Annotated in this window: 23 protein-coding genes and 3 tRNA genes; 22 read left to right on the top strand and 4 right to left on the bottom strand. The window is 70.6% G+C overall.

Annotation, left to right across the window (positions count from 1 at the left end):
• Positions 1 to 94: 94 nt before the first annotated feature.
• Positions 95 to 1,309 carry a sensor histidine kinase gene (locus OH768_RS30830; protein ID WP_406459019.1) on the bottom strand — a complete coding sequence of 405 codons (1,215 nt, stop codon included), beginning with the start codon at positions 1,307 to 1,309 and terminating at the stop codon, positions 95 to 97.
• Positions 1,310 to 1,580: 271 nt separating this feature from the next.
• Here OH768_RS30830 and OH768_RS30835 point away from each other — a divergent pair, with 271 nt between their 5' ends.
• The 15 genes from OH768_RS30835 (at position 1,581) to OH768_RS30905 (ending at position 15,918) form a co-directional block, all read left to right on the top strand.
• Entirely contained in the window at positions 1,581 to 2,015 is a 435-nt protein-coding gene (locus OH768_RS30835) for an NADH-quinone oxidoreductase subunit A (protein WP_406465512.1), read from the top strand.
• Entirely contained in the window at positions 2,006 to 2,674 is a 669-nt protein-coding gene (locus tag OH768_RS30840; protein WP_406459021.1) for an NADH-quinone oxidoreductase subunit B, read from the top strand. Before OH768_RS30835 ends, OH768_RS30840 begins: the two co-directional genes overlap by 10 nt.
• Entirely contained in the window at positions 2,671 to 4,284 is a 1,614-nt protein-coding gene (locus OH768_RS30845) for an NADH-quinone oxidoreductase subunit C (protein WP_406459023.1), read from the top strand. Before OH768_RS30840 ends, OH768_RS30845 begins: the two co-directional genes overlap by 4 nt.
• A complete protein-coding gene (locus tag OH768_RS30850; protein WP_406459025.1) occupies positions 4,281 to 5,252 on the top strand; it encodes an NADH-quinone oxidoreductase subunit H in 972 nt (323 codons plus the stop codon). Before OH768_RS30845 ends, OH768_RS30850 begins: the two co-directional genes overlap by 4 nt.
• On the top strand, positions 5,249 to 5,914 hold the full coding sequence (locus OH768_RS30855; RefSeq protein ID WP_406459027.1) for a NuoI/complex I 23 kDa subunit family protein: 666 nt from the start codon (positions 5,249 to 5,251) through the stop codon (positions 5,912 to 5,914). Before OH768_RS30850 ends, OH768_RS30855 begins: the two co-directional genes overlap by 4 nt.
• Positions 5,911 to 6,636, top strand: coding sequence for an NADH-quinone oxidoreductase subunit J (locus OH768_RS30860; protein ID WP_406459029.1), 726 nt, complete (start codon positions 5,911 to 5,913; stop codon positions 6,634 to 6,636). The genes OH768_RS30855 and OH768_RS30860 overlap by 4 nt, the downstream gene beginning before the upstream one ends.
• The gene (nuoK, locus tag OH768_RS30865; protein ID WP_406459031.1) at positions 6,636 to 7,040 is read left to right on the top strand and encodes an NADH-quinone oxidoreductase subunit NuoK; all 405 of its coding nucleotides are present in this window, start codon (positions 6,636 to 6,638) and stop codon (positions 7,038 to 7,040) included. The genes OH768_RS30860 and nuoK overlap by 1 nt, the downstream gene beginning before the upstream one ends.
• On the top strand, positions 7,037 to 9,031 hold the full coding sequence (locus OH768_RS30870; protein ID WP_406459033.1) for an NADH-quinone oxidoreductase subunit L: 1,995 nt from the start codon (positions 7,037 to 7,039) through the stop codon (positions 9,029 to 9,031). The genes nuoK and OH768_RS30870 overlap by 4 nt, the downstream gene beginning before the upstream one ends.
• Positions 9,032 to 9,037: 6 nt before the next feature.
• Positions 9,038 to 10,636 carry a NuoM family protein gene (locus OH768_RS30875; RefSeq protein ID WP_406459035.1) on the top strand — a complete coding sequence of 533 codons (1,599 nt, stop codon included), beginning with the start codon at positions 9,038 to 9,040 and terminating at the stop codon, positions 10,634 to 10,636.
• Positions 10,633 to 12,156 (top strand): NADH-quinone oxidoreductase subunit N, encoded by a 1,524-nt coding sequence (locus OH768_RS30880; protein WP_406459037.1) that lies wholly within the window; start codon positions 10,633 to 10,635, stop codon positions 12,154 to 12,156. The genes OH768_RS30875 and OH768_RS30880 overlap by 4 nt, the downstream gene beginning before the upstream one ends.
• A gap of 190 nt (positions 12,157 to 12,346) precedes the next feature.
• The gene (gene htpX, locus OH768_RS30885) at positions 12,347 to 13,210 is read left to right on the top strand and encodes a zinc metalloprotease HtpX (RefSeq protein ID WP_406459039.1); all 864 of its coding nucleotides are present in this window, start codon (positions 12,347 to 12,349) and stop codon (positions 13,208 to 13,210) included.
• Positions 13,207 to 13,599 carry a YccF domain-containing protein gene (locus OH768_RS30890; protein WP_093627348.1) on the top strand — a complete coding sequence of 131 codons (393 nt, stop codon included), beginning with the start codon at positions 13,207 to 13,209 and terminating at the stop codon, positions 13,597 to 13,599. Before htpX ends, OH768_RS30890 begins: the two co-directional genes overlap by 4 nt.
• A gap of 14 nt (positions 13,600 to 13,613) precedes the next feature.
• Complete coding sequence (locus tag OH768_RS30895; protein ID WP_406459042.1) at positions 13,614 to 14,780, top strand: barstar family protein; 1,167 nt, start codon at positions 13,614 to 13,616, stop codon at positions 14,778 to 14,780.
• A 103-nt stretch (positions 14,781 to 14,883) separates the two neighbouring features.
• On the top strand, positions 14,884 to 15,450 hold the full coding sequence (locus tag OH768_RS30900; protein ID WP_406459044.1) for an SMI1/KNR4 family protein: 567 nt from the start codon (positions 14,884 to 14,886) through the stop codon (positions 15,448 to 15,450).
• A gap of 201 nt (positions 15,451 to 15,651) precedes the next feature.
• Positions 15,652 to 15,918: a GlsB/YeaQ/YmgE family stress response membrane protein gene (locus OH768_RS30905; protein ID WP_019072336.1), complete on the top strand. Its 267-nt coding sequence runs from the start codon at positions 15,652 to 15,654 to the stop codon at positions 15,916 to 15,918.
• A 121-nt stretch (positions 15,919 to 16,039) separates the two neighbouring features.
• Here the strand turns inward: OH768_RS30905 and OH768_RS30910 are convergent, their stop codons facing one another.
• Positions 16,040 to 16,528 (bottom strand): YajQ family cyclic di-GMP-binding protein, encoded by a 489-nt coding sequence (locus OH768_RS30910; protein ID WP_019072335.1) that lies wholly within the window; start codon positions 16,526 to 16,528, stop codon positions 16,040 to 16,042.
• A 234-nt stretch (positions 16,529 to 16,762) separates the two neighbouring features.
• Here OH768_RS30910 and OH768_RS30915 point away from each other — a divergent pair.
• From OH768_RS30915 to OH768_RS30925, 3 genes are all read left to right on the top strand, one after another.
• Positions 16,763 to 16,844: transfer RNA gene (locus OH768_RS30915), tRNA-Tyr, on the top strand.
• 209 nt (positions 16,845 to 17,053) lie between these two features.
• Positions 17,054 to 17,866, top strand: a complete 813-nt coding sequence (locus OH768_RS30920) for a polysaccharide lyase family 7 protein (RefSeq protein ID WP_406459047.1) — start codon at positions 17,054 to 17,056, stop codon at positions 17,864 to 17,866.
• A 45-nt stretch (positions 17,867 to 17,911) separates the two neighbouring features.
• Positions 17,912 to 18,124 carry a hypothetical protein gene (locus OH768_RS30925; RefSeq protein ID WP_355905007.1) on the top strand — a complete coding sequence of 71 codons (213 nt, stop codon included), beginning with the start codon at positions 17,912 to 17,914 and terminating at the stop codon, positions 18,122 to 18,124.
• A 29-nt stretch (positions 18,125 to 18,153) separates the two neighbouring features.
• Here OH768_RS30925 and OH768_RS30930 read toward each other — a convergent pair whose 3' ends face one another.
• Together OH768_RS30930 and OH768_RS30935 are read right to left on the bottom strand one after the other, a co-directional pair.
• Positions 18,154 to 18,810: an NAD(P)H-binding protein gene (locus OH768_RS30930; RefSeq protein WP_399118829.1), complete on the bottom strand. Its 657-nt coding sequence runs from the start codon at positions 18,808 to 18,810 to the stop codon at positions 18,154 to 18,156.
• A 164-nt stretch (positions 18,811 to 18,974) separates the two neighbouring features.
• Complete coding sequence (locus tag OH768_RS30935; protein ID WP_406459049.1) at positions 18,975 to 20,252, bottom strand: amidohydrolase family protein; 1,278 nt, start codon at positions 20,250 to 20,252, stop codon at positions 18,975 to 18,977.
• Between the two features lie 268 nt (positions 20,253 to 20,520).
• On the opposite strand from OH768_RS30935, the gene OH768_RS30940 reads away from it, so the two are divergent.
• From OH768_RS30940 to OH768_RS30955, 4 genes are all read left to right on the top strand, one after another.
• Positions 20,521 to 20,593 (top strand) — tRNA-Thr (locus OH768_RS30940).
• 46 nt (positions 20,594 to 20,639) lie between these two features.
• A tRNA-Met gene (locus OH768_RS30945) sits at positions 20,640 to 20,712 on the top strand.
• An 88-nt stretch (positions 20,713 to 20,800) separates the two neighbouring features.
• Positions 20,801 to 20,965: a 50S ribosomal protein L33 gene (rpmG, locus tag OH768_RS30950; protein WP_003948671.1), complete on the top strand. Its 165-nt coding sequence runs from the start codon at positions 20,801 to 20,803 to the stop codon at positions 20,963 to 20,965.
• Positions 20,966 to 21,055: 90 nt separating this feature from the next.
• The gene (locus OH768_RS30955) at positions 21,056 to 21,508 is read left to right on the top strand and encodes a MaoC family dehydratase N-terminal domain-containing protein (RefSeq protein ID WP_093627342.1); all 453 of its coding nucleotides are present in this window, start codon (positions 21,056 to 21,058) and stop codon (positions 21,506 to 21,508) included.
• Position 21,509: the final 1 nt, after the last annotated feature.

The raw sequence follows: 21,509 nt of genomic DNA on the forward strand, positions 1-21,509 counted from the left end.
CTGTCGTAGCTCCACACTGCTCGGTCGCAGGTCCACGGGCCATGGAGTCCGTCGGCGTCCTCGGAGGGGGGTTTTCCCTACCCCCGGCCCGCCCTCAGCCCCGGCCCGGCTCGGCGGTCCGCTCGCGCCAGGGCAGTTCCGCGGTGACGGTCGTGGGGCCGCCGGGCGGGGAGTCGAGGACGAACAGGCCGTCCACGGCGCCCAGCCGGTCGGCGAGGCCGCGCATGCCGGTGCCGCCGTCGAGGCGCGCGCCGCCGCGGCCGTCGTCCCACACCTGGACCAGCAGCCGGTCGTCCGCCCGCCACACGTCCACCGACGCGGTCCGGGCGCCACTGTGCTTGCTGATGTTCTGCAGCAGCTCGGACACGGTGAAGTACGCGATCCCCTCGATCGCCGCCGCCGGGCGCGCCCCCAGCTCGGCCGTCACCTTCACCGGCACCGTGCAGCGCGAGGCGACGGAGGACAGGGCCGCGTCGAGTCCGCGGTCGGTGAGTACGGCGGGATGGATTCCGCGTGCCAGATCCCGCAGCTCCTGCAGCGCGAGCTTCACCTCGCCGTGCGCCTCGTCGACCATCGCCGCGACATGCTCGTCGGCCTGGCCTTCGAGCAGCTTCTCCTTGGCCAGCCCAAGTCCCATGGCCAGATTGACCAGCCGGGCCTGCGCCCCGTCGTGCAGATCGCGCTCGATCCGTCGCAGATCCGCCGCCGCCGTGTCGACCACGACACCCCGGTCGGACTCCAACTCTGCGATACGGCGCTCCAGTTCGTCGGAGGGGGAGAGGAGACCGCGCACCATCGCCCGGTCCACGTTCGCCAGCCCCCGCGCGATGAACGGCAGTACCGGCCACGCCACGAACAGCGAGACGAGCGTGATCGTGAAGGTGACGATGCCCCACGGCAACCGCATCCCGTCGTACAGCACCGTCCGCCAGCCCACCGGGTCCTTCAGCGCCATCCACACGCGCTGCACGAGCCCGCCCCCCTTGCGCAACGGCAACGGGCTCGGCTCCTCGATCCGCACCCCGAGCAGCCGCCGGGCCCGGCCCCGCTCGAACTTCCCGATCAGCCGCGCGCCCATCAACCCCAGCGCGAGCAGCGGGAACCCGACCACGGTGACGGTCAGCCCGCCGCTGAAGGCCAGCATCGTCACCACATAGACGAAGCCGAACACCGACATCGGCAGATTCGTCAGGAGATGCGCGATCTCCTTCCAGGTGTGTCTGTCGTAGGCGAAGCGGGCCGGCGGCAACGGCTCATCGAACTCGCCGCCGGGTGCCGCCGGGTCGGCGTAGGGGATGCGTACGGTCATATGGGCCAGCGTGCCGCGCGAGCGGCCCCGGCGCCATGAGGTCCGCCGCCCCGATTCCCGGGGGGAAACCCCACCAACGCGCCCATCTCATCCTTCCGATCATCATTCCGAGCAGATCTCAAGCCGCGACGGGCTGCTTACCACCCCTTTAACAGGGCCTAGACTCCCGTGCGTACACATCGTCGAACACAGAGTTCACATGGGTCACCGGGGCATCGGAGCGGGCCTGTAGCGGGCCTGTGCGGAAGAGGAGGGGTCGGACTTGCGGGAGATGGTGCAGGGGACCTTGCCGGACGGCTTGCCGCAGACCTCGCGGGAACCGGCCGTGGCCGTCGCGGCGGACTACTTCCATTCCTACTCCGTCGTGGGACTGCTCACCGTCGCCGGCGTGCTCTTCGTCGCCGTGGCCTTCGGCGCCGGCCGCCTGCTGCGCCCGGTCGTCCCCACCCCCGAGAAACTCCTCACCTACGAGTGCGGCGTCGACCCCGTCGGCGAGGGCTGGGCCCACACCCAGGTCCGGTACTACGTCTACGCGTTCCTCTACGTCATCTTCGCCGTCGACTCGATCTTCCTCTTCCCCTGGGCCACGGTCTTCGCCGCCCCGGGCTACGGCGCGACCACCCTCGTCGAGATGTTCGTCTTCCTCGGCTTCCTCACCGTGGGCCTGCTGTACGCATACAAGAAGGGCGTCCTGGCATGGACGTGACCCCCGAGCCCGTGCTGCTCCCGGAGCCGAAACGGCTGGGCACCCTCGCCCGCCTCGCCCCCGAGCCGATGAAGGTCGTCCTCAACTGGGGCCGCCGCTACTCCCTCTGGGTCTTCAACTTCGGCCTCGCCTGCTGCGCCATCGAGTTCATCGCCGCGTCCATGGCCCGCCACGACTTCATCCGCCTCGGCGTGATCCCGTTCGCCCCCGGCCCGCGCCAGGCCGACCTGATGGTCGTCTCCGGCACGGTCACGGACAAGATGGCCCCCGCCGTGAAACGCCTCTACGAGCAGATGCCCGAGCCCAAGTACGTCATCTCCTTCGGCGCGTGCAGCAACTGCGGCGGCCCCTACTGGGACTCCTACTCCGTCACCAAGGGCGTCGACCAGATCATCCCGGTCGACGTCTACGTCCCCGGCTGCCCGCCCCGCCCCGAAGCCCTGCTCCAGGGCATCCTCAAACTCCAGGAGAAGATCGCCCGGGAGTCGCTGGGGGAGCGGTACGGGTACGGGGCGCCGGGGGCGCGGCCTTCGACAGCGGCACTGCAGAGCGGGTTGGTTGCGGCGCCGACGCCGTCACCGGTGCCCGGTGAGGCGCAGGGTTCATCGGCCACGGCTGCGGGCTCGTCCTCCGATCCGGCCTCGGGGGACGCCCGATGACCGCCGTCGGCTGGCTGCCCGCGTCCACCGAGGAACTCTTCGGTACGGAGGCCACGGCCGAGGAGTCCTACGACCTCCTCACGGTCGACGTACCGCCCACCACCTGGCTCGCAGCCCTGCGCACCGCCCGCGACGTCCTGGGCTGCACCTACTTCGACTGGCTGAGCGCGGTCGACGAACCCGGCACCGGCTTCCGCGTCTCGGCCCACGTCGTGGCGCTGTCACCGGTACGCCGACTCCTCGTCCGTACGACGGTCCCGCACGAGGCTCCGGTACTCCCCACCGCCGTGGACGTCTACGCGGGCGCCGCCTGGCACGAACGCGAGACCCACGAGATGTTCGGCGTCGACTTCGAGGGCCACCCGGCACTGGACCACCTCCTCCTCCCGGAAACCTTCGAAGGCCACCCCCTCCGCAAGGACTTCGTCCTGGCGGCCCGCGTGGCCAAGTCCTGGCCCGGCGCAAAGGAACCGGGCGAGTCCGACCACGGCGGCCCCAAACGCCGTCAGATGCTCCCGCCGGGCGTCCCCGACCCGAACGAATGGGGCCCCCTGAAGGGCCAACTCCCGCCGGCCCCCGCCCGCCCCGCCCGAGGCGCGGCCCGAGCGGCGGGCGACCGCCCGGTGCGAGGAGAGGGCGGGGCAGGCGACCGCCCGATGCGTCCGGCCGCGGGGGAGCGTCCGGCCCGGGCGGCGGGCGACCGCCCGGTGCGAGGAGCAGGCGCACCAGGTGACCGGCCGGCACGACGCGCTCGTACGGCATCGGAGGGCTCGGCGAGCCAGACGACACCGGGCGGGAGTGAGGTGCCGCAGGCCGAGAAGGCGGCGCCGGCGTCAGCGACAGCGCCAGAGGGTGCGGTGCCGTCGGCCGAGGAGCAGGCGGCCGCGAGCGCCTCTGCGGTGTCGCCGGCCGAGGGCGGCCCTGCGGTGCCGGCGGCCGGACCGCGTCGGGCGCGGAGCGTGAGTGAGGGTTCGGCGAGCCAGATCCGCGAGGCGGGTACTGGGGCCGAGGAAGGGACCGGGACTGGGACCGAGGCTGCGGCTGAGGTCGGCGGGACCAAGGCCGGGGAACCGGCCTCGGGAACCCCGGCCACACCGCGCCGCGCCCGCAGCGCCTCGGAAGGCTCGGCGAGTCAACAGCCGACGGGCACGGCAACCCCCCGACGTTCCCGCAGCGCGAGCGACGGCTCAGCTTCACAACAGGGCCCGGCACCGGTACCGCCACGGGAGGACACCCCCGCCCAGCCCCCCACCGCACCCCGCAGTCCGGACGCACCGTGGCACCACGCCCGGCCGGCCTTCGACGAGCAGGCAGCCGAGTCCGAGTCCGAGCCGGAGCCGGAGCCGAAGCCGCAGTCGGTGTCCGAGCCGGACTCCACGACGAGGCCAGCCGACGGACCGTCAGCCGAAGCCGAAGCCGAAGCCGAAGCCGAAGCCGAAGCCGAAGCCGAAGCCGAAGCCGAAGCCGAAGCCGAAGCCGAAGCCGAAGCCGAAGCCGAAGCCGAAGCCGAAGCCGAAGCCGAAGCCGACTCGGCCCCAGCCGATCCAACCCCCGAAGGCCAAGCCCCCGAAGACCCAACCCCTGACACCCCCGCAGGAGGCCCGCAGTGAACGACGCGCTCGACGTCGCCCTGCGACTCCTGATCGTCTTCGTCGTCTTCCTCACCTTCCCCCTCCTCGTCGGTCAGACCGAGCACAAGGTGATGGCCCACATGCAGGGCCGCCTCGGCCCGATGTACGCCGGCGGCTTCCACGGCTGGGCCCAACTCGTCGCGGACGGCGTGAAGTTCGCCCAGAAGGAAGACATCGTCCCGGCGGGCGCGGACCGCCGTATCTTCCAACTCGCCCCCGCCGTCGCCCTCCTCCCTTACCTGCTCGTCCTCCTCGCCATCCCCGTCGGCCCGGGCGAGGGCGCCGTCGGCCAGGTCCTGGACGCGGGCATCTTCTTCGTCCTCGCGGTGATGGGCGTGGGCGTTCTCGGCTCCCTCATGGCCGGCTGGGCCTCCGCCAACAAGTTCTCCCTCCTCGGCGGTCTCCGCACCGCCGCACAGCTCCTCGCCTACGAACTCCCCATGCTGCTCACCGCCGCCTCGGTGGCGATGGCAGCGGGCACGGTCTCCCTCCTGGGCATCCTCGACGCCTTCCACTGGTGGTGGCTGCCCTGGCAGATCGTCGGCGCGATCGTCTTCTTCGTGGCGGGCCTGGCCGAACTCCAGCGGCCCCCCTTCGACATGCCCGTCGCCGACTCCGAGATCATCTTCGGCGCCTACACCGAGTACACCGGTCTCCGCTTCGCGCTCTTCCTCCTCGCCGAGTACGCCGGAATCGTCGTCCTGTGCGGCCTGACCACCGTCCTCTTCCTGGGCGGCTGGCACGGCCCGTGGGGTGCGGACGGCCTCGGCTGGGTGTGGACCCTGCTGAAGGCCGCGCTCCTCGCCTTCGTCGTCATCTGGCTCCGCGTCACCTATCCCCGGCTGCGCGAGGACCAGCTTCAGAAGCTCTCCTGGACCCTCCTCGTCCCCCTCTCCCTCGCTCAGATCGCCCTCACCGGAATCGTGAAGGTGGTGTTCCTCCAGTGACCCCGTTTCCCGGCTCCGGCCTGGCCAAGGGCCTTGCTGTCACCCTCCGCACGATGACGAAGAAGACCGTCACCGAGCAGTACCCGGACACCCAGCCAGACCTCCCGCCCCGAACCCGCGGAGTCATCGGCCTGTTCGAGGAGAACTGCACGGTCTGCATGCTCTGCGCCCGTGAGTGCCCTGACTGGTGCATCTACATCGACTCCCACAAGGAGACGGTCCCGGCGGCGGCTCCCGGTGGCCGCGAGCGCAGCCGCAACGTCCTCGACCGCTTCGCCATCGACTTCTCCCTGTGCATGTACTGCGGTATCTGCATCGAGGTCTGTCCTTTCGACGCCCTGTTCTGGTCCCCGGAGTTCGAGTACGCCGAGACCGACATCCACGAACTCACCCACGAGCGCGACAAGCTCCGCGAGTGGATGTGGACCGTCCCGGCCCCACCCGCCCTCGACCCCGGCGCGGAGGAGCCCAAGGAGATCGCCGCGGCCCGCAAGACCGCGGAGAAGCTGGCCGCGACTCAGGCTGCCGCGGAGGCGGCCCAGGCCGCGGAGGTCACCGAGGCCGCGGAGGGCACCGGGGTCGCGCAGACCGCGCCCGAGCCCGCCGAGCCCGGCCACGTCGAGTCGGCTTCGCCCACCGACCCGCCGGAGGGACAGTCGTGACCCTTGCCGCCACTGCCACCCCCACGGCAACCCTCGCCGCCACCCACACCCACGGCTTCCTCTCCCCTACCGGCGTGGAGATCGCCTTCCTCCTCGTCGGCCTGGTCACCTTCGGCGCCGCCCTCGTCACCGTCACCACCAAGCAGTTGGTGCACGCCGCCCTGTGGCTCGTGGTGGCCCTCGGGGGCATCGCCGTCGAATACCTCCTGCTCACCGCCGAGTTCATCGCCTGGGTGCAGGTCCTCATCTATGTCGGTTCCGTCGTCGTCCTCCTTCTCTTCGGTCTGATGCTCACCAAGGCCCCCATCGGCCGCTCCCCGGACGCGGACTCCGGCAACCGCTGGGCCGCACTCGCCGTGGCCGTCGCCGCCGCGGCGGCCCTGGTGTGGGTCGTCGTCGACGCCTTCCGCGCGACCTGGGTGGACCTGGACGGTCCGGCCGCCGGCTCCACCGCGGTGACCGGCGCGAGCCTGTTCCAGAACTGGGTCCTCCCCTTCGAGGCCCTCTCCGTCCTTCTTCTCGCGGCCCTGGTCGGCGCGATCGTCCTGTCCCGCAAGTCGAAGGCGGAGTCGAGCTCTCCCCCTGTGAACTCCCGGCCCGCGACCGGTAGTTCCCCATCCGTCCCGGATTCCCGTAATCACACGATCGGGCGAAAAGGTGTGCTTGAGGGCAACGGTCCCTCCAGCCCGGACAACCCGGCCGAGCAGGAAGGAGCCCGCTGATGCACCTCGTCTATCCCGCCGTGCTCGCCGCCCTCCTCTTCTGCACGGGCCTCTACGGCGTCCTCGCCCGCCGCAACGCGATCCTGGTCCTGATGTCGGTCGAGCTGATGCTCAACGCCGTCAACCTGAACCTGGTCGCCTTCGACGTCTGGCTCAGCCGGACCGCCGAGGACAAGCTCCACTCCGGCCAGGCCCTGACGCTGTTCACCATCGCCATCGCCGCCGCCGAGATCGGCATCGGCCTGGCGATCGTCCTCGCCGTCCACCGAGCCCGCGGCACCTCGGACATCGACAAGCTCCGCGACACCGCCGAGGGCCACGAGACCGACGGCCCTGGCAGCGACCCCGCCGGCAGCGACGGCACCGAGCCCCCCGCGGCCGAGAAGGCTGAGGCCACCGCGTGACCACGACCACCCTCGCCGTCCTCGTCCCCCTCCTTCCGTTCCTGGGCGCCGCGGCCGGCCTGCTCCTGGGCCGCACCGCCCCCGGCTTCGTCCGTCCGCTCGCCGTGCTGCCGACGCTCGCCGCGCTCGCGCTGGCCGCGATCGTCGCCGTACACCAGGGCGGCGACGCGGCCATCGACTCCGCCACCGAGCTCACGCCCACCGGCTCGGTCCCCGTCGAACTCGCCCTGCACATCGACGGCTTCGCCGCCCTCGTCGCCGTCCTGGTCGGCTTCGTCGCCACCTGTGTGCAGATCTACTCGACGGGCTACCTGCGCGACGACCCGCGCTACCCCTCGTACGCCGCGCTCGTCTCCCTCTTCACCTCCGCGATGCTCCTGGTCGTCTACTCCGGCGACCTGATCGTGCTGCTGGTCGGCTGGGAGGTCATGGGCATCTGCTCCTACTTCCTGGTCGGCCACTACTGGGAGACCCCGGAGGCCCGCGCCGCCTCCATGAAGGCCTTCCTCGTCACCAAGCTCGGCGATGTCCCCTTCCTGATCGGCCTGTTCGCGCTCGCCACCGACGCCGGGTCCTTCCGCATCACCAAGGTCCTGGGCACCGTCGCGAGCGGCGGACTGCACCACCCGACGCTGATCGCGCTGCTGCTTCTGGCGGGCGTGGCGGGCAAGTCGGCGCAGTTCCCGCTGCACACCTGGCTCCCCGACGCGATGGCGGGCCCGACCCCCGTCTCCGCGCTGATCCACGCCGCGACGATGGTCGCCGCCGGTGTCTACTTCGTCGCCCGTCTCCTCCCGGTCTTCGAGGCCTCCTCGGCCGCGATGGTCGTCCTCGCCGTCATGGCCGCCGTGACGATGGCCGGCTCGGGCCTCGCCGCGCTCGCCCAGGTCGACATCAAACGCGTCCTCGCCTACTCGACGATCGGCCAACTCGGCTACATGACCGGCGCCCTCGCCGTCGGCGACCGCGGTGCCGCCGTCTTCCACCTCCTGTCCCACGGCGCCTTCAAGGCGCTGCTCTTCCTCGCCGCCGGCGTGATCATCCACGCCTCCGGCACCAACTCCCTGGCCGCCATGTCCCGCATGGGCAACCTGCGTGCCCGCGTCCCCGACGCCTTCTGGACGATGACCGTGGCGCTCCTCGCGCTCGCCGCGATCCCGCCGTTCAGCGGCTTCTTCTCCAAGGAGTCCGTCCTCGGCGCCGCCGAACACGCGGCCACCGAGCACACCTCGCACATCCCCGGCGCCGCGGGCTGGATCGTCCTCGTCGCCGGCCTGCTTACGGCCCTGCTCACCGCCGCGTACGCGACGCGCCTGTGGCTGCTCGCCTTCCACGGCAAGGGAGTTGAAGCCCCTGACCACGGCAGGCAGCCCGTGGCGATGAACGCCGTGCTGTGGGTGCTGGCCGTCCCGTCCCTCGCCCTCGGCGGACTCGCCTACCGCGTGCTTCCCGACTGGTTCGACGGCCGCGACCTCACCCCGACGCTCACCACATCCGTACTCGGCACGGGTGTCGCCCTCGTCGGCGGCATCGTCACCTACGGCGCCTGGCGGCACACCACCGCCCTCGCGGCCCGCGCACCGATGGGTGCGGTCGCGGCCCACCCGGAGGGCGACGCGGGACTGGTCGAGGCGGAGGCCATCGCGAGCCACGCGCCCGCCTACGGAGACGTGGCCTCGGCACCCGACCCGGCGGACCCGGGCCGCCTCCTGCTCGGCCCGTTGCACCGCCACGCGGCCACCGGCTTCCACCTGGACGCCGTCTACGGGGCGCTGTTCGTCCGTCCCGTGCTCGCGGCGGCGAGCCTCGTCCAGTTCCTCGACCGAGAGGTCGTCGACACCTACGTACGCGGCGCGGGCACCCTGCCCCGCCTGCTCGGAGCCGCCGTACGGCGCGCCCAGACCGGCAATCTGCAGACCTATGTGAGCGCGCTGCTCGCCGGCACCGTCGTCCTGACGGTCGCCGTCCTCCTCGTCGCCACGGGAGCGTGAGCAGGCGTGATCGATATCAACGAGTCCGTGATGCAGGTCCTTCTGGCGTTCGTCGTCGTCGGCCCGCTCCTCGGTGCCGTCGCCGCTCTGCTGCCCGCCCCGCCCGGGCTGAAGGGGAAGTCGCCCGAGCAGGCCGTGTTGCGGCACGGCGTCACCGTGACCGGTGTGATCCTCGTGGCCGCGATCGTCCTCGCGCTCGGCTTCGACCACGACCATCCCTCGAAGATGCAGGCCACGACCGACATCAGCTGGATCCCCGCACTCAACGTGCGCATCCACCTCGGCATCGACGGCATCTCCCTCCCCCTCCTGGTCCTGACCGCGCTGCTGACCTTCCTCTGCGCGCTCTACTCCTACTTCAAGCAGCAACATCAGCGGCTGATGCCGCGGGCGTCGGGCCCGTCCCCGAAGGCCTTCGTCGCCCTGATCCTCGTCCTGGAGTCCGGCACTCTCGCCACCTTCGCCGTCCTCGACCTGATCCTCTTCTTCCTCGCCTTCGAGACCGTCCTCATCCCGATGTACTTCCTCATCGCCCGCTGGGGCGGTGCCCAACGGACCCAGGCCGCCTGGAAGTTCATCCTCTTCACGCTGCTCGGTTCCGTCGTCATGCTGCTCGGCCTGCTCCTGATCGGAATCAAGGCGGGCACATTCGACATGGTGGCACTCGCCACTGACAACGGCCGGTCGCTGACCACATCCGTGCAGGTCATCGCCGTTCTGGCGGTCGGGATCGGGCTCGCGGTCAAGACGCCGATGTGGCCGCTGCACAGCTGGCTGCCCGACGCCCACACCGCCGCGCCGACCGTCGGCTCGGTCCTGCTGGCCGGCGTGATGCTGAAGATGGGCACGTACGGGTTCGTCCGCATCCTGCTGCCGATCGCCCCCGACGGCATGCACACCTTCGCGCCCTACCTCGCCGCCTTCGCCGTCGTCGGGATCATCTACGGCTCCCTGGCCTGCCTCGCCCTCGCGAAACAGGGCGCGAAGGGCGACCTCAAGCGCCTCATCGCCTACTCCTCCGTCGGCCACATGGGCTTCGTCCTGCTCGGCATCTCGACGATGACCCCGACCGGCGTGAACGGCGCCCTGTTCGCCAACATCGCCCACGGCCTCATCACCGGCCTCCTGTTCTTCCTCGTCGGCGCCCTCAAGGACCGCACGGGCACCACCGACCTGGACACCCTGGCCGAGGAGACCGGCGCGGCCCTCTACGGAAAGGCCCCGCGCCTGGGCGGGCTGCTCGCGTTCGCCGCGGTCGCCTCGCTCGGACTCCCCGGACTCGCCGGATTCTGGGGCGAGATGCTGGCGCTGTTCGGCGCGTTCAAGCCCGCCGCCGACCTCAGCCGCCCGGCTTTCCTCACCTTCATGGCCATCGCCGCCTTCGGCACCCTGCTGACCGCCGCCTACATGCTCGCCATGGTCCGCCGCGTCTGCATGGGCGCCGTGGCGCAGGAGGCGCCGAAGCTCGCCGATGTCCACACGTACGAGTTCGCGGCCTGGACCCCGCTCGTCGCCCTCACCGTGGCCGCCGGCCTGTGGCCGAAGGCACTCCTCGGCCTGACCGACCCGGCCGTGCAGCAGCTCCTCGCAGGAGGCACCCGATGAGCTCCCTGGCCCAGCCCCTCGCGGAGTCGGTGGTCCAGTCCGTCGACTGGCTCGCGATCACACCCCCCACCATCACGGCGGTCGTCGGCCTGGTCGTCCTCGTCGCCGACCTGTTCCTCCAGGAGGCCCGAAAATCCCTCCTGGGCTGGGTGTCGGTCGCAGGCCTGGCCGCCTCCACGCTCATGCTGCTGCCCCTCCTGGACGGCGACCGCACCACCTTCTGCCTCACCGGCGACGCGACCGCCTGTAGCTATACGGCGGACCGCTTCACCCTGGTCATCCAGTTCCTCGTGCTCGGCGGCGCCCTCCTCGCGGCCCTGCTGTCGATCACCACCCTGAAGGACGCCGACAAGGGACTCCCCGAAGGGGAGTACTGGTTCCTGCTGTTGTCCTCCGCCGCGGGCGCCGCCCTCCTGCCCGCCTCCCGCGACCTCGCGACCCTGATCGTCGCCCTGGAGGTCGCCTCCCTGCCCGCCTTCGCCCTCGTCGGCATCCGGCACGGCGACAAGAAGTCCGCCGAAGCGGCCCTCAAGTTCTTCCTGTCCTCGGTCACCGCGACCGCGGTCAGCCTGATGGGCGTCAGCTTCGTCTACGCCACCACGGGCACCCTGTACCTCACCGAGATCGCCGACCGCATCCAGCACGTGGACGGCCAGTTCCACACCCTCGCCCAGACCGGCGTCGTCCTCACCCTCATCGGCTTCGCCTTCAAGACGGCCGCCGTCCCCTTCCACTTCTGGGTGCCCGACACCTACGTAGGAGCGCCCCTCCCGATCGCCGCCTACTTGTCGGTCGTCGGCAAGGCCGTCGGCTTCTCCGGCCTGATCCTCGTCACCGTCGTCGCCTTCCCCTCGTACGCCGACGTGTGGGGCCCGGCGCTCGCCGCGCTCGCCGCCCTCACCATGACGGTCGGCAACCTGGGCGCCCTGCGCCAACAGGCCACGCGCGCGTACAGCGCGGTACGGCTGCTCGCCTGGTCCTCCGTCGGCCAGGCCGGCTACCTCCTGGTGCCGATCGCCGCCGCCGCGTACTCCAAGGATGCCCAGAAGTCGATCGGCTCCACCGTCGCCTACGCCCTCATGTACGCCGCCGTGAACCTCGGCGCCTTCGCGGTGGCCGCACTGGTGGGCCGCAGCAGAGCCCTGAACCGCATCAGCGACTACCGAGGCCTGTACGCGTCGAACCCGCTCGCAGCCCTCCTCCTGGCCTTCTTCCTGCTCTGCCTCGCCGGACTGCCGCCGGGCGTCATCGGGCTCTTCGCCAAGGTCACCGTCTTCTCGGCGGCCGTCGACGCGGGCCTGGGCTGGCTCGCGGTCGTCATGGCCGTCAACGTGGTGATCGCGCTCTTCTACTACCTCCAGTGGACGGCCATGCTGTTCCGCGCACCCGAGGGAGAGCACGACAAGCACCGCGTCCCCGCCCCCCTCACCGCCGCCCTCGCGCTCACCGGCGCCCTCGGAGTCGCCCTCTCCGGAGCACCCCAATTGGTCCTGCGCTTCGCCGACACCGGACTCTTCTGAGCCACCGGCACATACCACCGTCCTCACCCGGACGGCCCACGCACGGCGCCGTACGCACAAGGGAACTAGTGGCCCTCGCCTGGCGTTGACCAGTGCGGAAGGGTCCACTGGACGTGGCACCACTACACCAGTGGCATCAGAGATCAGCAAGCAAAGGGTTCCCCTGCTGCACGATTTTGGAGGGCGTACCGTGCACCGCCGGCACAACGGGCTCAGGACCGCAGTTCTCCTCGGGGGACTGTCCGCACTCATCATCGTCATCGGCAGCTTCTTCGGCCGCATGGGGCTCGTCGTAGCGGTCGTGATCGCGCTGGGCACGAACGCGTACGCGTACTGGAACAGCGACAAACTGGCGCTACGCGCGATGCGCGCCCGCCCGGTGAGCGAGTTCGAGGCCCCCGCCCTGTACCGCATGGTTCGCGAGCTCTCCACCCAGGCCCGCCAGCCCATGCCGCGCCTGTACATCTCGCCCACGGAGGCACCCAACGCCTTCGCGACGGGCCGCAACCCGCGCAACGCCGCCGTGTGCTGCACGGAAGGCATCCTGCGCATCCTGGACGAGCGCGAGCTGCGCGGAGTCATCGGTCACGAGCTGAGCCATGTCTACAACCGCGACATCCTGATCTCGTCGGTCGCCGGCGCCCTCGCCTCGGTGATCATGTTCCTGGTCAACTTCGCCTGGCTGATCCCGATCGGCCGCTCCAACGACGACGACGGGCCCGGCATCCTGGGCATGCTGATGATCATGATCCTGGGGCCCCTCGCGGCCGGCCTCATCCAGTTGGCCATCAGCCGCTCCAGGGAGTACGAGGCCGACGCGTCCGGCGCGCAACTGACCGGAGATCCCCTCGCCCTCGCCAGCGCGTTGCGCAAACTCGACGCGGGCACCAAGCAGCTTCCGCTGCCCCCGGAGGCCCGCATCGAGACCGCGAGCCACATGATGATCGCGAACCCCTTCCGTCCAGGCCAGGGACTCTCCAAGATGTTCTCGACACACCCGCCGATGGCGGAGCGCATCGCCCGGCTCGAGAAGATGGCAGGTCGCCCTCAGTGAAAACCATCCTGAACGTCATTTGGCTCGTCCTGAGCGGCTTCTGGCTGTTCCTCGGGTACCTGCTCGCCGGCGCGCTGCTGTGCATCACGATCATCGGCATCCCGTTCGGCATCGCCGCCTTCCGTATCGGCGTCTACGCCCTGTGGCCCTTCGGGTACACCACGGTCGAGCGCCGTGACGCGGGCGCTGCGTCCTGCGTCGGCAACGTCCTGTGGCTGATCCTCGCGGGCTGGTGGCTGGCCCTCGCGCACATCGTCACCGGCATTGCCATGTGCATCACGATCATCGGAATCCCGTTCGGCATCGCCAACTTCAAGCTGATCCCGGTCTCGCTGTTCCCCCTGGGCCGCGAAATCGTGCCCACGGACCAGCCGTTCGCCACCCGCTGACGGGACCGACAGTGGTGGGGGCGCCGAAGTACGTCCTGCTGTCGCACGACGAAGGTTCCGAATCCGCAGGCGAGCACGGATACGAGCAGACCTGGGCACTGTGCCAGGACGCCGACGACCTCTTCGCCGACCCGCCCCCACGCATCAGGGAGACGTACGAACTGCTCGGCTGCGCGCCCGAGGGCGAACTCGCCGCGGCCCTGGCACGCGCGCGTGCCGACGGTTCGGCGCCGCTCGGCCTGCTCACCCTGGAGATCCTCGACAAGACCGGCACCGGCGCGGGAATGGAGGGGGACTGGTGGCTGGAGGGCGTACGCGTTGTCGGCGACCGGCCCTGCGCGCGTGACCTGTCCCTGAGGGACGTCACCGTCGAGGGGCTGCCGTCCGACGACAACCGCTACGACTACCCGCACTGCCCGCCCCTCTCCCCGGGCTACCGGCTGCTGGGCCCGGACGGCGAACCCTGGGGCGGCTGCCGGGACTTGGCCCATCTCCAGGAGGACCGGCCCGAACCGCTGGACCCTCCCGTGCGCCTGCTGGGCTGTTCCCCGCGCGGCGCGCTTCGGGCGGCCATGGACAGCGGGGACGAGGACCTCGGCCACGCGAAGGTGCTGCGTATCGACTCCTCGGGCCGGCCCCTGCAGCCCGCCACCGAGGGTGAGTTGCGGGCCTGGATCCCGTCCGCGCGCGGCCCCGGCCTGGTCGACCTCACCCTCGACCCCTGGGCGGAACGGCCGCCGCTCGCGGCCCGGGCGGTGTGGGACCTGTGGGGCGAGGGGCGCCCCTCAGATCCCGGCCGCTGGGCCGGTTGCGACGCGGACGGCCGCCGGTTCTGGCTCGACACCGCTCTGGCGAACCACCCGCACGGCGCCCTGGACCGGCCGCCGGGCACCGTCTACCACCTCGACGGCAGACACATCACCGACCCGCAGGGCTTCTTCTGCGCTCTCGGCGAGGCGGTGAACGGCCCCGGCGGATACTTCGGCTGGGGCGTCGACGCGCTGGACGACTGCCTGCGCGGTCGCTGGGGAGCCGCCCCGCCCTTCACCCTCGTCTGGCACGACGCGACCGTCGCCCGCGCCTGCCTCGGCCTCACCCCGCACACCGGTCCACGCCCACCGACGTTCGAGGAACTGCTCGCCCTCCTCGCTGAGAGGCACGTCGACGTCCGCCTGGCCTGACCGTTCGTCACCACACCCGCTGCCAGGCCGAGCAGGTTTTCCACAACCGCCGCGTTGTCCACAGGCCGGCCCGATTGTCAGTGGCGCGTTGCACTATGAAGCCATGACCGAGAACGAGCAGCGACTGCTGACCCGAGTGGCCGCCGAGGCCCGCAACACCCTCCCGTGGGGCTGGACTTCACTCCCCGCCCCGGTGGACGAGGCCGTGGTGACCCGCGCCGAGGCCGCCCTGGGCTTCAGCCTGCCGCCACTGCTCGCGGCGCTCTACTCGCGCATAGGAGACGGTGGATTCGGCCCGGAGTACGGCCTGTTGCCCCTGCTCGACAGCCCGCCCGCCGGCGAGCCCGCCGCCGTCACGCAGTACCTCGCCAACCGCGAGAGCGGACGCAAGGACCCCGACTGGCCCTGGCCCGAGGGCGTCCTGCCGATATCCCACTGGGGCTGCGCGATGTACGCGTGCGTGGACTGCCGCACCCCGCAGGCCACCGTGCTGCTCTACGAACCGAACGCGGACGAGGCGGACCACGCGTGGTACGTGGACGCGCCCAGCCTCGCCGACTGGCTCGAAGGCTGGCTCGACGGCACGGGCTGGTACGTCGACGCCAACATCGGTATCGAGCCCGAACCGTGGGCCGACTTCCGCATACGCACGACGACGCAGGCATCCTGACCGACTCCCGGCATCGGCGACCCTCCCGGCACCGCCCCGCCGATGCCTGCAACCACCACACGCGTCCGTGGCGTCCTGTTCATCGACACGGCGCAACATGCAGCGACAGGCCGTGCGCAGGACCTACGAACACAGCCTGTCCGGGCGGAATTCACAGCTCCGGATCAGCGCAAGCACAGTGTGAAAGGGCAGGTTCACGGCATGGGCATCATCAGCTGGATCATCCTGGGACTGTTGGCCGGAGCCATCGCCAAATTCCTGCTGCCGGGCCGCGACCCGGGCGGCTTCATCGGTACGACCGTCATCGGCATCGCCGGCGCGTTCCTCGGCGGCTGGATATCGGCCCGTTGGCTCGACCACCCGGTCGCCAAGAACTTCTACGACGGCGCCACCTGGGCCTCGGCGATAGGCGGCGCCCTCGTCCTCCTGATCGCCTACCGCATCTTCTTCGGCAACTCGCGCAACTAGGGCTTGCCCGGCGGACAGGCCCTGGCGCCCCCGTGCCGCAGCCAGCAGGCGAGAAGGGTGGGTACCGACGGGTACCCACCCTTCCTCGTACCGCTGCGCGCCGGGCGCGGGAGGCTTGGTTCTACCGGTAGTTGACGAACTGCAGCGCGAAGTCGAAGTCCTTGCCCTTGAGCAGGGCCTGCACGGCCTGCAGGTCGTCACGGCTCTTCGAGCTGACCCGCAGTTCGTCGCCCTGCACCTGGGCCTTCACGCCCTTGGGACCCTCGTCACGAATGATCTTCGCCACTTTCTTCGCGTTGTCCTGGGAGATGCCCTCCTCGATGGACGCGAAGATCTTGTACTCCTTGCCGGAGAGCTGAGGCTCACCGGCGTCCAGCGCCTTCAGCGAGATGCCGCGCTTGACCAGCTTGGACTGGAAGACGTCGAGCACCGCCTTGACCCGCTCCTCGGAGTTCGCCTCCATGAGGATCTTCTCGGCGGACCATGAGATCGAGGCACCCACGCCCTTGAAGTCGTAGCGCTGCGAGATCTCCTTGGCGGCCTGGTTGAGGGCGTTGTCGACCTCCTGCCGCTCGACCTTCGAGACGATGTCGAAACTGGAGTCGGCCATGTCCTGTGGCTCCTTGTATCGGGGTGCGTATCGATGCGTGTCACTGCGTATCGGCGTGCGTGGGGGCAGCCGCCGAGCCCGGTGTAGGCGCCGGGCCGCATCCGTATAAGCCTAGCCACCCCCTCCCCTCCGGGTGCCGATCTATCGGGTGGCGAAGCACCCCGGTGCATCGGGTATCGTTTACGTCGTTGCCACGGAGCACCGCCGGAAAGCGGTGCGAGAGGCAGCAACCCCGGCGGTGTGCCCGAGCGGCCAAAGGGAGCAGACTGTAAATCTGCCGGCTACGCCTACCCAGGTTCGAACCCTGGCGCCGCCACACGATCGAAAGGGTCTGTGCTCAGCAGCAATGCTGAGCACAGACCCTTTCGTCGTTCCTGGAGCCTTCTGCCGCTCCGTCACCAGTCTTGACGTGACCGTGCCACAGCCCTACTGTCGCGGCATCGCGTTCATGTTGAAACACAAAGTTCACGTACATGAACACGCATCGCCAACCGAGTCCATCGAGCAGACAGGAAGGCACCCCCCATGCGCATGCGTACGCTGCTCACCTCCCTGGCCACCGTCACCGCCGTGACCGGCGGGCTGGCCCTCACGGCTCCGGCCGCGTCGGGCAGTACCAACGTCACCGGCGCCGTCGCCTCACCCCTCGCGGACCCGACCGTCGCGCCCGGCGGGAACTTCGACCTCGGTGTGTGGCAGCTCCAGGAGCCGGTGGGTTCCCCCGGCTCGCCCACGACCATCTCGTCGGCCCGGCTGCAAGGGGCCAACGGCTTCCAGGACTCGTACTTCTACACGGACACCCGTGACGGCGCGATGACCTTCTGGGCACCGGAGAAGGGCGTCACCACGCCCAACTCCAACTACGCCCGCTCCGAACTGCGGGAGATGAACCGCAGCGGCAGCGCCGCCAACTGGTCGCTCAGCGGCACGCACACGATGAAGGCGACGCTACGGGTCGTCTCCGTCACGTCGAACGTCTGCGTCGGCCAGATCCACCTCGGCACGGGCGGCACGTCCACCAAGCCGCTGCTGGAGCTCTACTACCGGTCGAGCGGCGACATCGTCCTCGGCACGGAGAACTCGCCCGACGGCGGACAGACGCTGCACACCGTCGGCAACGTGGCGGTCGGCAAGACATGGAGCTACACGATCGGCGTCTCGGGCGGCAACACCATCAATCTGACGGTCAACGGGAGCACCACGCACTACGCCATCCCGTCGTCGTTCAACGCCTACAAGCAGTACTTCAAGGCCGGTTCGTACAACCAGTCGTCCTCCGACAGCACCACCAAGGGTGCCCGGGTCGCCTTCTACGGACTTACCGTCTCCCACAGCTGAGCGCCTCGACGGCCGACGCGGCCTGCGGCGGGGCAGACTGATCCCATGTCGTCACGCCGCAGGAGTTGCCCCGAGTGCCGTCGCGAGATCGCCGTCGTCGCCGGACGGTTCGCGCGTCACGACCCGCCCGGCGCACGCGAGAGCGGCGAGCTCGTGTCGTGCCCCGGCTCGCGCCGACAGGCGGAACTCGGGGCCGCCCAGCCCGCGTTGGACGGATACGTCGTGCCCGAGTTCCCCGGCCAGATGCCGCTGTTCTAGGCGGTGCGGCAACCGGCCGGCGGACAACCTCAGTTCCCCGCCACCGACTTCACCGCCACCGACACCGGCGCGGATCCACCGATCAGCTCCAGCGTCAGGCCGGCCGTCGCCGGGGTCTCCACCAACTCCGCGAGTACGGCGGCCACATCGTCGCGCGGGATCGAACCGAGCCCCGTGTGAGCCTCCAGGCGGACCAGGCCCCTGCCGGCGTCGTTCGTGAGCGAACCGGGGCGCAGAATCGTCCAGTCCAGGGCATCCAGGCCGCGTACATACGCGTCGGCCTCGCCCTTGGCCCGCAGGTACACGTCGAACACGCCGTCCCCGGGGTGCGCCGGATCCGCGCCCATCGAGGACACGACGACATGACGCCGTACGCCCGCCAGGACCGCCGCGTCGGCGAACAGCACCGCCGAACCCCGGTCCACCGTGTCCTTCCGGGCCGTACCGCTGCCCGGGCCCGCGCCCGCCGCGAAGACCGCCGCGTCCGCGCCCCGCAGCAGCGCCGCGACCTCCTCGACCGAGGCCGACTCCAGGTCGAGCACGAGCGGTTCGGCGCCGGCCGCCCGTAGATCGTCGCTCTGTCCGGCGTTGCGGATGATGCCCGCGACCTCTTCACCACGCGCGGCGAGCAGGCGCTCCAGCCGCAGCGCGATCTGACCATGACCTCCAGCGATGACAATGCGCATGCCTTCGACCGTACGCCCGGAGGGCCGCACGCGCCGCATGACTTCAGCCGCGTCCCAGCAGCACACCCTCGCGAGGCACGCGCCGGGCGCGCGAGCACGGACGCACACGGACCTCTGCGCCCCGGGCGTACGCCCCCACGCGGCGGCAGGTCACGACAAGCGGCTCACGACACCTCGGCCCGCCCCTGCCGCGGCAGCCCCAACTCCGCGCCCGCCGCCGTGTTGCAGTACTCCCGCACCGCGCTCGTCCGTGCCACCACGCGCCCCCGGTGCACCACGATCCGGCTGTACGCCAGTGAGAGCGCGCCCGCGAGCCGGTCGCCGCGCACCGCGAGCAGTTCGGCCGGAAATCCCGCCTCGACCCGCACCTCGGGCAGGCCGAGCGCCGCCCGCGCCGACGAGCTCACTGTGTCGTACGCGTCCTCGGGCCGCATCCCGTGCCGCGAGGCCAGCAAGTAGGCCGCCTCCAGGGGGTCCCCGCGGCCCACGGGGTTGGACACGTCACGCAGGGCGCCGCTGCCCGCGGCCACCTGGACGCCGGCCGTGCGCAGCAGTCGTACGGGAGCCGTGCCCCGCCGGTCGACGCCGCCACAGCCGCCCTGCGGCAGGCACACCACCGTCACGCCGGCCGCGGCCAGTTGGTCCGCGATCCGGGTGACCGTGTCCGCGGGCAGCCGCCCCAGGCCGCCGCACGGGCCGAGCGTCACCCCGGGGCGCATCCCGCCCGCGACCGCCGCCAGCCGGGCCAGCCGGGCCGGGTCGGCGGCGTCCGTGTGCAGGTCCACCGGGCAGCCGTGCTCGGACGCGACCTCAAGCAGCGCCTCCACGTACCCCGTCGGATCGGGGTCCAGATCTGGACAACCGCCCACTACTGAGGCACCCATTTTCAGCGCGTCCCGCAGCATCGCGAGCCCGTCCGCCCCCGCCACCCCGGTCAGCAGCCGGGGCATAGCCACGGCCGTCAGCTCCGCCAGCCCGCGCAGCGCCCGCCGCGCCCGCAGTACGGCGGCCAGCGCGCCCAGCCCCTGGACGTCCCCCACGCGCACGTGTGCCCGCTGCGCCGTCGCCCCGTGCCCGAGCTGCAGCAGCGCGGCCTCCGTGGCACGGCGCTGGACGTCCTGGGGGTCGTAGGAGACCGGTCCGCCGTTCTCGGCCGACAGCGCGGTGTCGCTGTGCGCGTGCGGCTCGGCCGGGGCCGGGAGGAGGAGATAGCCGCTGAGGTCCACGCGCGCGCCGCACGCGCGCGCGGCGTCCGTCGCCAGGCTGCCCGCCGTGCCGACCGCCTCGATGCGCCCGCCGCCCAGCCGTACGTCCACGGTCCTGCCGTCGGTCAGCCGGGCCCCGCACAACAGGAGCGCGGCCGGGTCGGCCGGTCCCGACGAACCGGAGGAACCCGACGGACCCGACGACGAGTGGGACGGCTGGGGCTGGCTGTCGGGCATCGCGCTCCAGGGGCTCAGGGCTTCGCGGGCTCGGCTTCGGGGCTCAGGGCTGGGGGGCTGCGCAAAGGGGCGCAAGATCACGCAGAGTGAGTCGAGCCTAGGGCGGTGATCCGCTCGCGGCGCGGAGGAGCGCAATAGTCGTACCGGTGTGGTCCGCCGTGCGGGAGGGGCCCGAGAGGCCTTCGGGAGAGCCGTGGAAGGAGCTGGAGCGGTGCTACGAAACGGATTTGGGTGAACGGCGGCGGAGCGTGTAATGTCTTCATCGCTCGCCCCAATAGCTCAGTCGGTAGAGCGTCTCCATGGTAAGGAGAAGGTCTACGGTTCGATTCCGTATTGGGGCTCTGGTGTGAGAGGTTCCTACCGCAAGGTGGGAACCAATCCCATCACAGCGGTGTAGCTCAGTCGGTAGAGCAAGCGGCTCATAATCGCTGTGTCACCGGTTCAAGTCCGGTCACCGCTACTGACAGTAGCCGATTGTGGGGTCGGTCCTTCGATCGGCTACTCTGTTATGCGTTCATAGTCCCATCCGTTCGTCAAGGAGCACTCCTGTGGCTGCCACCGACGTCCGCCCGAAGATCACGCTGGCCTGCGTGGAGTGCAAGGAGCGGAACTACATCACCAAGAAGAACCGGCGTAACAACCCGGACCGACTGGAGATGAAGAAGCACTGCCCGCGTTGCAATGCGCACACCGCGCACCGCGAAACGCGATAAATACAGGCTCGTACACGAGGCCGTCCCCGCACGTTGGGGGCGGCCTCGTGTCGTTATCAGCAGAGCAGACACATCAGGAGGTGCCGAGTCATGGCGCTCGACCAGTCCTTCGTGGGGCGGACCTACCCGCCCACCGACCCCTACGAGGTGGGCCGGGAGAAGATCCGTGAGTTCGCGGAGGCGGTGGGGGACGCCAACCCGGCATACACGGACCCGGAGGCCGCCAAGGCGCTCGGACACTCCGATGTGATCGCCCCGCCGACCTTCGTCTTCTCCATCACCTTCAAGGCCGCAGGACAGGTCGTCCAGGACCCGCAACTCGGCCTCGACTACAGCCGCGTGGTGCACGGCGACCAGAAGTTCGTCTACGTCCGTCCCGTGCGCGCCGGTGACCGCCTCACGGTCACCTCCACGATCGAGGCGATCAAGTCGATGGCGGGCAACGACATCCTGGACGTCCGCGGCGAGGTCCACGACGAGGCCGGCGAACACGTCGTGACCGCCTGGACCAAGCTGGTGGCCCGCGCGGCGGAGGGGAGCTGAC

The organism is Streptomyces sp. NBC_01622, from assembly GCF_045209635.1.
GTDB lineage: Bacteria > Actinomycetota > Actinomycetes > Streptomycetales > Streptomycetaceae > Streptomyces.